Source organism: Adlercreutzia faecimuris (assembly GCF_022669055.1).
GTDB lineage: Bacteria > Actinomycetota > Coriobacteriia > Coriobacteriales > Eggerthellaceae > Enterorhabdus > Enterorhabdus faecimuris.
Genome location: NZ_JAJMLW010000002.1, coordinates 485,611 through 499,782, shown reverse-complemented (window position 1 = coordinate 499,782; position 14,172 = coordinate 485,611). Strand labels below are relative to the sequence as shown.

At 74.1% G+C, this 14,172-nt stretch carries 11 protein-coding genes; 5 read left to right on the top strand and 6 right to left on the bottom strand.

The window, feature by feature from the left end; translation table 11 throughout:
* Positions 1-145: 145 nt before the first annotated feature.
* The 3 genes from mfd (at position 146) to LPT13_RS07355 (ending at position 7,094) form a co-directional block, all read left to right on the top strand.
* The gene (mfd, locus tag LPT13_RS07365; protein ID WP_242165113.1) at positions 146-4,300 is read left to right on the top strand and encodes a transcription-repair coupling factor; all 4,155 of its coding nucleotides are present in this window, start codon (positions 146-148) and stop codon (positions 4,298-4,300) included.
* Positions 4,301-4,331: 31 nt separating this feature from the next.
* The gene (locus LPT13_RS07360; RefSeq protein ID WP_242165111.1) at positions 4,332-5,252 is read left to right on the top strand and encodes an EamA family transporter; all 921 of its coding nucleotides are present in this window, start codon (positions 4,332-4,334) and stop codon (positions 5,250-5,252) included.
* 345 nt (positions 5,253-5,597) lie between these two features.
* Entirely contained in the window at positions 5,598-7,094 is a 1,497-nt protein-coding gene (locus LPT13_RS07355) for an MFS transporter (RefSeq protein ID WP_242165110.1), read from the top strand.
* Between the two features lie 52 nt (positions 7,095-7,146).
* On the opposite strand, the gene LPT13_RS07350 is transcribed toward LPT13_RS07355, so the two are convergent.
* Positions 7,147-7,767, bottom strand: coding sequence for a TetR/AcrR family transcriptional regulator (locus tag LPT13_RS07350; protein ID WP_242165108.1), 621 nt, complete (start codon positions 7,765-7,767; stop codon positions 7,147-7,149).
* 596 nt (positions 7,768-8,363) lie between these two features.
* Here LPT13_RS07350 and LPT13_RS07345 point away from each other — a divergent pair.
* Entirely contained in the window at positions 8,364-8,660 is a 297-nt protein-coding gene (locus LPT13_RS07345) for a hypothetical protein (protein WP_242165106.1), read from the top strand.
* A gap of 276 nt (positions 8,661-8,936) precedes the next feature.
* Here LPT13_RS07345 and thpR read toward each other — a convergent pair whose 3' ends face one another.
* The 3 genes from thpR to LPT13_RS07330 all read right to left on the bottom strand — a co-directional run bounded on the left by thpR (position 8,937) and on the right by LPT13_RS07330 (position 12,195).
* Positions 8,937-9,464: an RNA 2',3'-cyclic phosphodiesterase gene (thpR, locus tag LPT13_RS07340; protein ID WP_242165104.1), complete on the bottom strand. Its 528-nt coding sequence runs from the start codon at positions 9,462-9,464 to the stop codon at positions 8,937-8,939.
* Between the two features lie 250 nt (positions 9,465-9,714).
* A complete protein-coding gene (locus LPT13_RS07335; RefSeq protein WP_242165102.1) occupies positions 9,715-10,737 on the bottom strand; it encodes a GNAT family N-acetyltransferase in 1,023 nt (340 codons plus the stop codon).
* Positions 10,738-10,983: 246 nt separating this feature from the next.
* Positions 10,984-12,195 carry an MFS transporter gene (locus LPT13_RS07330; protein WP_242165100.1) on the bottom strand — a complete coding sequence of 404 codons (1,212 nt, stop codon included), beginning with the start codon at positions 12,193-12,195 and terminating at the stop codon, positions 10,984-10,986.
* Positions 12,196-12,586: 391 nt separating this feature from the next.
* Between LPT13_RS07330 and LPT13_RS07325 the strand changes: the two genes are divergently transcribed.
* Positions 12,587-13,225: a putative ABC transporter permease gene (locus LPT13_RS07325; protein WP_242165098.1), complete on the top strand. Its 639-nt coding sequence runs from the start codon at positions 12,587-12,589 to the stop codon at positions 13,223-13,225.
* A 68-nt stretch (positions 13,226-13,293) separates the two neighbouring features.
* On the opposite strand, the gene LPT13_RS07320 is transcribed toward LPT13_RS07325, so the two are convergent.
* Both LPT13_RS07320 and LPT13_RS07315 read right to left on the bottom strand, forming a co-directional pair.
* Positions 13,294-13,584, bottom strand: coding sequence for a hypothetical protein (locus tag LPT13_RS07320; protein ID WP_242165096.1), 291 nt, complete (start codon positions 13,582-13,584; stop codon positions 13,294-13,296).
* Between the two features lie 24 nt (positions 13,585-13,608).
* Positions 13,609-13,983: a VOC family protein gene (locus LPT13_RS07315; protein ID WP_242165094.1), complete on the bottom strand. Its 375-nt coding sequence runs from the start codon at positions 13,981-13,983 to the stop codon at positions 13,609-13,611.
* Between the last annotated feature and the right edge of the window lie 189 nt (positions 13,984-14,172).

Here is a 14,172-nt window from a genome sequence, read left to right as displayed (position 1 = left end):
GGCGGCCGACCGATGGGGCGCGGCCGATCCCGATTATAGTAGACTTGGCCCCGCGGCCGCGCGGGCGGCCGCGTGCCGACATGCCGCGCCGCGGGCCTCCCGCGGCTTTTCGCGTTGCCCTCGCGCCGAGGGGAAAGGAAGCGCCATGCTCATCGACTCGCTGACCTTCACGCTGGAGCGGTCCGGCTGCCTCGACGCGTTCTGGGGCCGCCTCGACGCGGGCGAGGACGCCACCCTGGGCGTCGCCGCCTCGGCGCGCCCCTTCCTCGTGGCGGCCCGCTTCGCCCACGCGCCCCAGCCCACGCTCGTGGTGGTGGCCGGTGAGGACGCGGCCGTGGCCTTCGCCCGCAACGTGGCCGCCTACGTGGGCGAGGAGCGCGTGCTGCGCTTCCCCGAGCGCGCCGACACCCCCTTCGCGCCCAAGCCGGCCGACCCGCGCCAGGTGGCCCGCCGCATGGAGGCCGCCCATGCCCTGCAGGCCGGCCGCGCGCGCATCGTGGTGGCGAGCGCCCGGGCGATGACGCGCTGCCTCTTGCCAGCCGACGCCCACGCGGCCGACCCGGTCGTCCTGCGCGCCGGCGATGAGCTGGCCGACCTGGGGATGGACGGCGTCGAGGAGCTCGGCGACCTCTCCCGCGCGCTCGAGGCCCGCGGCTACGTGAACGCCGGCGAGCTGGACGGCCCGGGCACCTTCGCCCTGCGCGGAGGCACGCTCGACGTGTTCCCCGGCAACCTGGCCTACCCCGTGCGCGTCGACTTCTTCGGCGACGAGGTGGACGAGATCCGCCGCATCGTGCCCTCGACCGGCCAGACCATCCAGGCGCTGCCCGAGGTGGAGGTCTTCCCCGTCTCGGAGTTTCCGACCACCGAGCCCCTGCTGCGGTGCGCCCGCCGCGCGCTCGAGACGCCGGCGCTCACCAACCCGGCGCTGCGCGCGATTCTCGAGAAGCTGGAGGGGGGCCTGCGCTTCGACGGGGCCGACGCGGTGCTGCCCTACCTGGCCGACCGCACGGCCACGCTGGGGGACTACGCGGGGCCGGGCACGCTCACCGCGCTCGTGGAGCCGCGGTCGCTCTTCGACGACGCGTCCCACGCCTACGACGACATCGCGGCCCGGGCCAAGGGCACGGGCATCGCGGTGGCGGGCCTCTACGCCGAGCCGGCCGCCCTCGACTTCGGCGACGAGCTGCGGGCCACCTACGTGTCGATCATGCGGGTGGGCGGCGAGATCGACGAGGAGCTGCCCGTCAAGCGCGCGGACGTGGCGGGGCACCCCGACAAGCTGTTCGGGAAGCTCACGAGCCTGGTGCAGGCCGACTACACGGTGGTGCTCAGCGCGCCGAACTACCGCGCGCGCGAGGACCTGAAGCTGGCGCTCGTGGACCGGGGCATCCCCATCCAGGAGCGGCTCGACCTGGCGGCGCCCGACGGCGGAGACGCCGCGGGGGCGCCGGGGGAGGGGCTCGCGGCCGAGGGGCTCGGCGCCGGCGCGCCCGCGGACGGCTCGGCGCGCCGGCGGCTGCGCCGCGGGGTGGTCAACGTGGTGGACGTGGACGTGCCCCTGGGTATGATCATCCCCAAGGCGCGGCTGGGCATCGTGGCGCTGGCCGACACCCAGGGGGCCCAGACGGCGTCCCGCGCGCGACGCGTGGTGGACATCACCGAGATCACCTTCCCCTACAAGCCGGGCGACTACGTGGTGCACGCGGCCCACGGCGTGGCCCTCTTCCGCGACCTGGTGCGCCGCTCGGTGGACGGCACCGAGCGCGACTACCTGCAGCTGGAGTACGCCGAGGGCGACAAGCTGTTCGTGCCGGTGGAGCAGCTCGACCGCGTGACGCGCTACGTGGGGCCCGAGGGGGGAAGCCCGCGGCTCACGCGGCTCAACACGTCGGACTGGTCGCGGGCGATGGCCAAGGCGCGCAAGGCGACGCGCAAGCTCGCCTTCGACCTGGTGGACGTCTACGCGCGCCGTGCCGCCACCCAGGGCCACCGCTTCGGCCCCGACACCGCCGCCCAGCGCGAGATGGAGGACGCGTTCCCCTACGCGGAGACGCCCGACCAGCTGGCGGCCATCGCGGACGTGAAGGCCGACATGCAGTCGGCCAAGCCGATGGACCGCCTCATCTGCGGGGACGTGGGCTTCGGCAAGACCGAGGTGGCCCTGCGCGCCGCCTTCAAGGCCACCCAGGACGGCAAGCAGGTGATGGTGCTGTGCCCGACCACCATCCTCGCGCAGCAGCACTACGTCAACTTCCGCGAGCGCTTCGAGCCCTTCGGCGTGGACGTGGAGGTGCTCTCGCGCTTCCGCACCCCCGAGCAGCAGGCCGCCGCCCTCAAGGGCTTCGCCGACGGCAGCGTGGGGGTGCTCGTGGGCACCCACCGGCTGCTCTCGCGCGACGTGAACCCGCATGACCTGGGGCTCGTCGTCATCGACGAGGAGCAGCGCTTCGGCGTGGGCCACAAGGAGCAGCTGAAGAACCTGCGCGAGTCCATCGACGTGCTGACGCTGTCGGCTACGCCCATCCCGCGCACCATGCAGATGTCGCTGTCGGGCGTGCGCGACATGTCGCTCATCCTGACGCCGCCCGACGAGCGGCGGCCGGTGAAGGTGCACGTGGGGGAGTGGGACCCCGACGTGGTGAGCGCCGCCATCCGCTACGAGCTGGGCCGCGGCGGGCAGGTGTACTACGTGTCCAACCGGGTGCGGTCCATCGAGGACGCCGTGGCGCGCGTGCACGCCGCCGCCGGCGAGGCGCGGGTGGGGGTGGCCCACGGCCAGATGTCGAAGGAGGAGCTCGAGCGCGTGATGGAGGACTTCGCCGCCGGCGAGCTCGACGTGCTGGTGGCCACCACCATCATCGAGAGCGGCATCGACAACCCGCACACCAACACGCTCATCATCGAGGACTCCCAGCGCCTGGGGCTGGCGCAGATGTACCAGCTCAAGGGCCGCGTGGGCCGCTCGTCCGCCCAGGCCTACGCCTACTTCATGTTCCCCGAGAACGTGCCCTTGACCGAGGAGGCCACCGCGCGGCTCACCGCCATCGACGAGCACCAGGACCTCGGCAGCGGCATGCGCATCGCCATGCGCGACCTGGAGATCCGCGGGGCGGGGAGCCTTCTGGGCGCCGAGCAGTCCGGCAACATGTCGGCCGTGGGCTTCGACCTGTTCGCCCAGATGCTCGCTCAGGCCGTGGCCGCCACCCGCGAGGGCGACGGGGCGGTCGACGGGCTGCCCCCGGCGCTGTCGGACATCACGGTGAACGTGCCGGGGCACACCTACCTGCCCGAGGAGTACATCCCGGACGCCGACGAGCGGGTGCTGTGGTACCGGCGGATCGCCTCGGCGGCCACCGTGGACGCGGTGGACGCGCTCGAGGGGGATCTGGCCGCTGCGCGGCCCGACATGCCCGCCGCGGCGCGCAACCTCATGGCGAAGGCGCGCATCCGGGCCTTCGCGGCCGAGCACGGCATCCGCACGGTGTCGGTGACCGGCGGCAAGCTGGTGGTGGAGCCGGTGGCCGTCCCGCGCGATGCGCTCAAGGAGCTGCACCGCGCCGGCGGCCGCTACGTGGCCGATCGCCGCAAGCTGACGCTGCCCGTGCGCCACTTCAAGCTGGAAGAGCGTGACAACCTGCTGGCCCCGGTGGCCGCCTACCTGGCCGAGCTCGCGGGGGAGGGCGCGGCGGGCGCGGGCGATGGCGCGTCGGGTGCGGCGGGCGATGGCGGCGGCGCGGGTGATGGCGCGCTTGTCGCAATGTCGTGTGATAAGGGAACAAGTGTTTCACGTGAAACATCAGCGGGCGCGGGCTCGCCCCAGGGGCGCGGCGCGGGCGGCGCGGGCGCGGGTGGCGCGGGTGGCGCGCGCTGTGCGGCTGGCGCGCCCGAGGGGCGTGGAGCGGGCGCGGGCGCCGCGGCCGGGCGGCGTGGCGCGGATGCGCCCGAGGAGGGCCGGGGGCGGCCGCGGGCGAGCTACGCGCGCGGTCGCACCTCGGGGACGAGCAGCGTGGTGCGCACCTCCCGCGCGGGCGGCGCGTCGTCCATCCCGCGCGACGGGCTGGGGAGCGCGGGCGTCGGGCGCGCCGGCGGCGGCTCACGTGGCGCGGCGGAGGCGGACGCGGCGCGGGAGGCGCCCGGCCGCGATGCGTCGGCGGTGGCCGGGGGCCGCGCGGGGCGGCGAGCCGTCACCGAGGCGCGGGGCGAGGCCGCCCGCGAGCGCCTGGCCGCCCGTCGCGCCGCCCGCGCCCGGCGCCGCGGTGAGGACGCAGGTGAGGGCGAGGGCGAGGGCGCCGAGTAGCGGGCCGCGCAGGCGGCGGGAAGGAGGAGGCGTGACACGCTTGGGATACGGCCGCGGGCTCGCCTGCGCGCTGGCCGGGGCGTCGCTCTGGGGCGTGTCAGGCGCGTGCGCGCAGTTCCTGCTGGACGGCTACGGCGTGACGCCCTCCCTCGTCACGGCCGCCCGCGCCCTCATCGCCGCGGCGCTCTTCGCCGTGCTGCTGGCCGCGCGCCACCGCCGGGCCGTGGCCGCCATCCTGGGCGACGGCGCGGCCGTGCGCGCCGTCTGCCTCTTCGGCGTCGCCCTCTTCCTCAGCCAGATCACCTTCGCCGCCTCGGTGGGGGCCACCAACGCCGGCACGGCCACGGTGCTCCAGAGCCTGGGCATCGTCATCATCATGGTCGTCTCGTGTCTGCGGGCCCGCGCGCTGCCGCGCCCGCGGGAGGCCGCAGGGCTCGCCTGCGCCCTGGCCGCCACCTGGCTCATCGCCACCCAGGGCGACCCGGGCGCCCTGCGGCTGCCGGCGGACGGCCTGGCGTGGGGGCTCGCCAACGCCGTGGCGGTGGCGTTCTACATCATGTACCCCAAGCGCCTCTACGCCCGCTTCGGGAGCCTGCCCGTCGTGGGCTGCAGCATGGTCGCGAGCGCCGCCGTGGCCGTCGCGCTGTGGCTGGCCGGCGGGCTGTGGGGCGCCCCTCCCGCGCTGGTCCCCCTCGACGCCGCCGGCATCGCCGTGCTGGCGGTGGGCGTCGGCGCGCTCGGCACCTTCGCCGCCTTCGGGCTCTACCTCGTCGGCGTGGCCGCCGTGGGGCCGGTGACGGGCGGGCTGCTCGGCGCCGTCGAGCCCGCGAGCGCGACGCTTTTGGCCGCCCTGTGGCTCGGGACCGCCGTCAGCCCCGCCGACGCCGGCGGGCTCGTCCTCATGGTGGCCATGATCGTCCTCGTGAGCGTCGCGCCGCCCTCCGCCCGGTGACGGCCGCGCAACGGGACGGCGCCCGGTGGCGTGCGGCGTCCGGGGCGCCGGGAGGCGGTCGCTAGAATCGAGGGGATGAAGACCTGGCGGACGCGGCGGAAGGCGGGGAAGATGACGAGCGAGGCGAAGGCGGGGGCGGCGTCCCCCGGCACGGCGGCGACGAACCCGCCCGCGGGGGACGCGCCCGGAACGGCCGCATCCGGCGCCCCGGCGCCCGCGCCGGCCGCATCCGCGCCCGCGCCGGCCGCATCCGCGCCCGCGTCCGCCGTCTCTTTCGCGCCCGGCGCGGCTTCCCCGTCCTCTCCCCCTGCTTCCGCATCGGACGCGCCTTCCCCCTCCGGCGGGGTGCATGGGCGGCAGCTGGCGCTGGTCTTCCTCGGGCTCATGCTGGCCATGTTCATCAGCTCGCTGTCCGAGACCATCGCGGCCACGGCGCTGCCCACCATCGTGGGCGATCTGGGCGGCGTCGAGATGATGCAGTGGGTCTCGACCGCCTACATCCTCACCTCCACCATCACGATGCCCCTCTACGGGCGGCTCGGCGACCTCATCGGGCGCAAGGGGCTGCTCATGGGGGCGCTCGGCGTCTACGCGGCCGGCAAGGTGATATGCGGGCTGGCGACGGGCATGGGGATGCTCATCGCCGGGCGGTGCGTGTCGGGCCTGGGCGGGGGCGGCCTCATCATCCTGTCGCAGGCGGCCATCGCCGACGTGGTGCCGCCGCGCAAGCTGGGCACCTACATGGGCGTGATGGGGTCGGTCTTCGCCGTGTCCAACGTGCTCGGGCCGCTTTTGGGCGGCTGGTTCGTTCAGGTGACGGGCTGGCGCTGGATCTTCTGGTTCACCGTCCCCATGGCCGTGCTCGCCATCGTGGTGCTGGGGCTGTGCCTGCCGACGTCGCCGCGGCGGGCGGGGCGCCCGGCCATCGACTGGGCCGGGTCGGCGGCGCTGACCGTGGCCGTCACCTCGCTCGTGCTGGGACTCGCCTGGGGCGGCGTGCGGTTCGCCTGGGCCAGCTGGCAGATCTGCGGGCTGCTCGCGCTGGCCATCGCCGCGGCCATCGCCTTCGTGCTGGCCGAGCGGCGCGCCCGCGAGCCGATCATCCCGCTGCCCCTGTTCTCCAACCGCAACTTCGTGCTGTGCTGCCTGACGGGGCTTCTGCTCAACATCGGCTTCATCGGGTCGGTCAACTACCTGCCGACGTACTTCCAGATCGTCGACAAGCTGTCGCCCGAGATGGCGGGCTTGGTGTGCACGGCGATGAGCGCGGGCATCCTCGTCACCACCACGGGCACCGGCTGGCTGGCCTCGCGCACGGGGCGCTACAAGTGGATGCCGGTGGCCATGGGCGCCGTGTGCGCCGTGGGGTTTTGGCTGCTCTCGCGGCTCCAGGTGGGCGATCCTATCTGGGTGCCCGTGGCCGACCTGCTCGTGCTGGGGCTCGGCATCGGGCTGGGGCTGCAGATCCTCGTGCTGGTGGTGCAGAACGAGTTCCCGCACACGCTGGTGGGCACGGCCACCGCGTCGGAGAACTTCTTCCGGCAGATCGGCTCGTCGGTGGGCACGTCGCTGGTGGGCGCGCTGTTCACGGCGCGGCTGACGGCGGACCTGGCGGGGAAGATGCCGCACGTGGACAACCTGTCGCTGGCCACGCTCACGCCGAGCGCCGTCGACGGGCTGCCGGCCGCGGCCCAGGCGGCCATCGCCCAGGGCTACTCCGAGGCGCTCGTGCCGCTGTTTTTGTGGTTCGTGCCGCTCATGGTGGCCGCCTTCGGGCTGATGCTGCTTCTGCGCGAGCACCCGCTGGCCAAGACGATCGACCACGGCGGCCAGGGGGAGTAGGCGCGGCCGGGCGCACGCTGGGCGGGCCGCGTGACGCCGGGCACGTCTCGCGCTAGGGGCGCAGGGACTCGAGGTGGGCGTGGAGGACGGCGCGGGCCTGGCGGCGCGCGGCGGGGGAGGGGTCGGCCAGCAGCCCGACGGTCAGGCCGTCGACGAGCGCGCGCAGGGCGGGCGCCGCGAGCGCATCGCCGGCAGCGGGCCCGAGCGCCCCGTCGGCGCGCAGCTGGGCGAGGCAGCGCGCGCAGAGCCCCTCGACGACGGCGATCATCCGGCGGCTGAGGGGCGCGAGCGCGGGGTCGGCGAGCGCTGCCGCCGAGAAGGCGGCCCACACGCGCGCCTCTGCCAGGCGCTCGGCGTCGAGGGGGAGCAGCTCCGACAGCACGGCCTCGACCGCCTTGAGCGCCGACGCCCCCGACCCCGTGGCGGCGTCGGGCGCTGCGCGGCGGCCGGTGGCGTCGATGCGGGCCGCGGCGCGCTCGACGACCAGCTCCATGGCGAAGCGCTGCAGCTCGGCCTGGCTGCGGAACGAGTGCTGCACGGCCCCGGCCGACAGCCCGCACTCCGCCGCGACGGCGCGCACCGTGGCGCCCTCGAGGCCGTCGCGCGCCACGATCGCCCATACCGCCTCGGCGATGCGCTCGCGCCGCCTCCGCTCGTCGATGACCTTGGGCATCGTGGCCCCCTTCTCGCGCGTCCCGGCTTCTCGCTTCTTGCGTTCCTCTCTCTTGCTATTATAATACACGTGTATAAAATACAAACGTATTATAAAAGGAGAGAAGGATGGAAGGGATGATGGGGTGGCCTGCAGCCGCGGGGAGGGACGGGTGCGCGCGGGGCGCCGGTGCGGCAGCGTGCCAGGCGTTGACGGGCGGTGCGGGGAGCGCGGGAGGCGCGAGGGACGCGGCGCGTGCGGGAGGCGTGACCGGCGCGGGATGCGAGGGATGCGCGGGAGGCGTGGCTCGCGCGGCTCTTGGGGGAAGCGTGGGGGGTGCGGGAATCGCAAGAAGCGTGGGAGACGGGGGAAGTGAGAGCGGGGCAGGAAGCGCGGTGCGCACGGGAATCGTGCGGAGCGTGGGAGGCGCAGGCGGCGAGAGAGGCGTAGAAGGCACGGCGCACGTGGGAGATGCGGGCACTCGCGCGCGGGCGCGAGAAGGGCGAACGAGTGTTTCACGTGAAACATTTCCGCGCGCGGATGGCGGTGGTGCGGCGCTCGCCGCCGGCGCATGGGTTGTGCTGGCGTTCGCGCTGGTCACGCAGGCACCCAACGCGGTGAATCAGCTGCTCGCGCTGGCTGGGGGCGCGGCCGGCACGCTCGCGGACGCGGCCGGGTCGCTCGCCGCCTCCGCTGGCGCGGCCGGCGGGGCATCCGGCGCGCTCGGGCTGCTCGACGCCGGCGTCCTCGCCGACGCAGCCGACGCGCTGGGCGAGCTGTCGGCGCTCCTCGTCTTCCGTCTGCCGACCCTCGGCCTGCCGACCTGGGCGGACGGCGCGCTCACCGTGCTCGGCATCCTCGCCGGCCTCGATCGCGGCCTGCGCATGACCCACAACCCGCTTCTCGATGACTAGGGCCTCCGCCTTCCTTCCGCCTCTCATTAGCGCACAAATGTTTCACGTGAAACATTCTCGCCAGGCGAGTGAGGGCGATTCCCTCCCTCTTGTGGAAGTCCGCCCCGTCCGCGGCCCCGCCGTCCGCCTCGTCTTCCTGAGGCCATGCAGACACCCAGGCGACGCGTCCACCTCGCTTCCCGAAAGCGCATACAGATGTTTCACGTGAAACATTCTCGCATGGTAGAGGGGCGGGAATGCGAGACGAAGGCGATCCGAGCGCGTCGCGATAATTAGTTACCTTAAGCTAACTACAGAGAGCGGCTTGTACTCGGCGCCCTCGCGGGAGAGGGTGCTCTTGAGGAGGGCGACGCGGGTCGCGACGGCCGGGGCGGGGAAGGCAAGCGGCGGGAGGGCCGCGCGGGGGATGCGGGCGCGGCGGGCGAGGGTGAGGTGCGGGCGGAAGGGGTGCTCGTCGAAGGGGAGGCCGCGGGCGGCGAGCGCGTCGCGCACGGCGGCGGCGAGGCCCGTGAGCGCCGGGTCGTCCGCGATGCCGAGCCAGAGCGTGGCGTCGGACGCGCGACCGAACTTCCCCAGGCCCTCGGGTCGCAGCGGCACGGGGCCGCGGCCGGCGCAGGCCTCGTCGAGGGCGTCCATGGCGCGGGCTGCGCCGGCGTCGTCGACCTCGCCGAGGAACGCGAGCGTCAGGTGGTAGGACTCCCGCGGCAGGAAGCGGCCCTCGACGGCGCGCGAGAGCGTCCGCGCGACGCCCGCCGCCTCGTCGGCGAAGGCAGCGGGCGGCTCCAGCGCGATGAACGTCCTCATGGTCGGCTCTCCCTTCCGCGTGCTGTTTCGGTCGCGCGGTGTTTCACGTGAAACGCCGCGTGCGTGTTCGGGCGGCGCCCCGCGCGCGGGGCGCCGCCTGGCGCATGGGGCGACGCCTTGCACCAGGGGCGCAGTGCTTGCGCCCGGGGCTCCGCCTTTGCGCGCGGGCGCCGTCTGACACCCGGGCACTGCCTTGCGTACCAAGCGGCGTCTGGCGCGCGGGGCGGCGCCCCGCCGGCGGGCTCCCCGGCTAGCGGGAGGCGCCATCTCGGGCAGCCTGCCATGCCGTGCGGTCGAGGCGCGTGAAGCAGGCGTCGCACGCATCGTCCATGAGCGGGCGGGGCAGGCCGCGCGTCACGTGGTGCGGGGCGAAGCCGCACTTGGCGGCCACGCGGGCCGAGGGCCCGTTGTCCGCACGGTAGCTGCACCAGAGCGCGGAGAGGCCCAAATCGTCGAAGGCACGGCGCATGAGGGCGCGGGCGGCCTCGGTGGCGATCCCGTGGTCCTGCCACGGCACGCCGACCCAGTAGCCGACCTCGGCCTCGCCGGGCGCCAGCGGCTCGGTGCCGGCGTCGCCCGTGAGCAGGCCGACGCAGCCGACGGGGCGGCCGTCGCCGCGCAGGGTGATCGCATAGGTCTCGGGGGCGGAGAAGACGGTGCGGATGACCTCGCGGCTCTCCTCGACGCTGCCGTGGGGAGGCCAGCCGGCGGGAGGCCCCACGCGCGGGTCGCGGGCCAGCGCGAAGAGGTCGTCCGCGTCGCCCTCGCGCCAGGGGCGCAGCACGAGCCGCTCGGTCTCGATCGTGGTCGGCAGGCCCAGGGCGGCGGGATCGGCCAGCTCGAGGTGGAGCAGGGGGTAGGGGTCGCCCTGGCCGTCGACGGGGGAGCGGCCCGCGATGCGGAAGCCGCGGTGCTCGTAGAAGCCGCGGGCGGCCGGGTTCTGCTCGTTCACGTCGAGGCGCCGCGCGCCCAGCGTCCCCACCGCATGGCGCAGGAGCGCCGTGCCGACGCCGGTGCCGCGCGCGGCGGGGGCGACGAAGAGCATCTCGAGCCCGTCGCCGTCCACGCCGGCGAACCCGAGGGCCCCGCCCTGATCGTCGCGGGCCACGGCGAGGGCCTCGACGCCGCGCAGGGCGTCGGGCACGTAGCCGGCGATGCGGTCGACCTCGACGGGCGTCAGGAAGTCGTGGGTGGCCTCCACCGAGGCGCGCCACAGCGCGAGCAGCTCGCCCACGAGCGCGTCTTCGCGCTCCGCAACCGCCGTGATCTCCATGGCCCTCCCTCTCCCTTCCCGCAGCCTCTGCCGCTTTTCCCGGTTGTTCTTCTCCCCAGCGGCCCTCTCCGCGGGGAATCGGACGCGGGGCGTTTCACGTGAAGCATCCGACGTCTCCGCCCGCCGGGCGTCGCAGGCATCGGGGTGCCCGTCATCCTCTCCGGCATAGGATAGCGCGCCAAGTCCGCCTCAAGGCGTTTCACGTGAAACAAATTCGGACGGGGCGCCGGCGTGCGCCCGCGTGCCTCAGCGGGCGCGGCAGGCGATGGCCCAGAGGGGCAGGCCCGCGAGCATCGAGACCAGCAGGATGGCGCCGATGCCCGTCACGTAGTCGGGGAAGGGCAGCATGATGAGGGCCATGCCCACCACGCCGGCGGCCGTGTTCAGGAAGTTGATCATCGAGCTGGCGGCGCCGGTGTCGCCGCGGCACAGCCCCAGCAGCAGGTTGGTGGTGTAGGGGCGCACCGTGGCGCTCGCCGCGGCGAAGAGCATCATCAGCGCCGCGAACGCCCAGACCGACCGGCCGCCCACCGCGAGCATCGCCGCCCCCAGCGCCGCGCACGCGGCCAGCAGGAGGTAGGTGAGGCGCCAGGGCGACGCGCCGCGTCCGAAGCGCAGGTGCAGCACCGGCCCCAGGGTGGAGAAGCCGGCGGTGGCGGCGAAGAAGTAGGTGTAGACCTGTTGGGTCTCGCCGAAGAGGTCGACGTAGACGTAGGACCCGACGGCGATGTAGGCCATGAACGGTAGGTTGAACAGCGACGCGGCCGCCAGGATCAGCATGAACTTCCGCTGCCGCGCGACGCGCCCGAGGCCGCGCAGCGAGCGCAGGACGCCGTCGTTGGTGCGCTCGTCGGCAGGCAGGCTCTCGCGGAAGAGCAGGGCCGCGGCCAGGCAGAGGCCGCCGAGCGCCGCGAGCGCCCAGAAGATGGCGCGCCACGATGCGAGCTGGATGATGACGCCGCCCAGGAGCGGCGCGAGCACGGGCCCCACGACGGTGAGCACCTGGATGAGGGCGAGCATCGTGCCGCGGCGCGCCGGCGCGAAGCAGTCCTTCACGAGGGCCATGGACACGGCGTTCACCGCGCCGGCCCCGAGGGCCTGGACCACGCGGGCGCCGATGAGCACGTAGATGGTGGGGGCGACGGCGCACAGCGCGCTCCCGGCGATGTAGGCGAGGATGCCGCCGACGAGCACCGGCTTGCGCCCCACGCGGTCGCTCACCGGCCCGAAGACGAGCAGCCCCACGGCGAAGAAGAGGAAGAAGCCGAGGATGGTCAGATTGACGAGGGCCTCGGTGGTGCCGAAGTAGGCGGGCATCATGGGCACCGAGGGGGTGTAGATGTCGAGCGAGAAGGGGATGAGAGCGTTGGCCAGGATGAGCAGCCCGGCGAGCCCGGGCGCCCCGAGGCGCGGCTGGGGCGCGGCCAGCCAGCCGTCGCGGCCGCGATCGTCTTCCATGGGCGACTCCCTTCCCTCGGCCCTGAGGCGTCCGGCGGGCGTCTTCATCCGAGACCAGCGGCCGATTCCCGCACCTGAGGGGCAACCAGGGGACCGGCAGGCGCGGCATCGGTGACTCGATTGTACCCAGGGTGCAAGAATCGGCCGCTGGTCTGGCCGGATGCGTCCGGCGAGCGCGTTCGCGCGAGCGGCCTGCGGGCGCGTGGAGATGCGACGTGCGCGCCCTCCAGCCCGCGGCAGACGCTCGGCGCGGTAACGATGTGGCAGCGTCGCGGCAAAGGAGGACGCGCGCGGGCCCGGCCTCCCGCCTGCGGGGCCTAGAGTGGGGCTACCGCCGGCAGGCGCCCCTCGGGCGCGGGCCCGCGCGGGAGCCGCGAGGGGAAGGGCCGCCATGGCCAAGCTGGGTTTGCATAGGATCACCGAGCATGACGAGATCGGCTACTTCGCGCCCCGCACCTGGCCGTTCTGGCGCGCCCTCATCGTCTGCTTCTGCCTGGGAGCCCTGGCCGGCCACTGGCTCGAGATCCCCTACTGCCTGCTCATGGACCGCTGCTTCGGCATCGTGTCGGAGGGCTACCCCGTCTGGACCGACCCGTGGTACCACCCCTACTGGGTCTACGGCGTGGGGGCCGTGGTGATGACGCTCGTGATCGAGCCGCTGAAGGAGCGTCTGATCATGCGCCGGCGCACCCTGGCCGGCGCGGTGCTCGAGTCCTTCGCCGTCACCGTCGTGCTCAGCATGCTGCTCGAGCTGGTGATCGGCCTGCTGGTGAACCAGCCCGACGTCGCCGGCGAGTACCCCTACTGGGACAACTCGGACCTGCCGCTCAACGTGCTCGGCCAGGCGTGGCTCGTCAACGACGTGCTCATCGGGCTCGTGGCCGTCGTCTACGTCTGGGTGATCTTCCCGCTTGCCTGCGAGGGCTTCGCGCGCCTGCGCCCGCCGGTGGCCAACGGCCTGTTCGCGATCCTTGTCATCGGCTTCGCCGCCTGCTGCGCCGTCTCCTACCTCCAGCTCTGGCTCTTCTGAGCGCCCCTGCGGGGGCGAGCGTCGACGCGCTCCTTCGTCATGATGCGGAAGCGCGGAAGGCGCCCCGCCTAGTCCCAGGGGTGGGAGGTGAGGTGCCAGCCGCGGCAGTGGGGGCAGCGGTAGGCGCTGAGGCCGCGGGTGCCGTGGGCGGCGCAGGAGGCGATGGCCTCCTCGGCGTCGGCGCGGGTGGCGTAGCGGTTCTTCGACTCGCAGGCGCGGCGGCGCGTCGCGGCCTCGCGCTCGGCGTCGGCCTCGTCGCGGCGGCGCTCCTCGCGGGCGAACGCGTCGCCCAAGTCACCCGCCCCGGCCTCGAAGGCCGCCCGCTGCCGCGCCTTGGCCGATCCCTTCCTGCTGCCCATCTTCCCCGCTCCCTCCCCGCGGCCCTAGCGGCCCTCCCGCGGGAGGATCTCGATCCACTGCCCCTCGGGGTCGGCGATGAAGTAGAGCCCCATGGCGGGGTTCTCGCGGATGATGCAGCCCATCTCCTCGTGGAGCGCGTGCGCGGCGTCGAAGTCGTCGACGGCGAAGGCGATGTGCTGGTCGGGCCCGCCGTTGTCGTAGGGCTCCACGCGGCCGCGGTTCCACGTCAGCTCCAGCTGGAAGGGGCAGCCGGGCGCCTCCATGAACGTGTTCGTCCACGACCCGTCGTCGGGCCCCATCTCCCGTACGACGCGGAAGCCGAGCGCCTGCTCGTAGAACGCGACGGTCTTCTCCTTGTCGAGCACGTGGGTGCAGCGGTGCAGGAACGTGGCGGCCATGGGGACTCCTCTCAAGCGGCGGCTATGATGCCCCATTCTATAGCACTTCGCGGTCGGTCGGTCCCGACGCGGGCGTCTTCGCCCGCGCGCCCACCTCCCGAGGGGGCGGGGCGGCTCGCCGGGGGCGGGCGGGGCGCGGCGCGCCGCGGCGCTACAATGGGGCCATCCGCCGACTACGCCCCGAGGAGG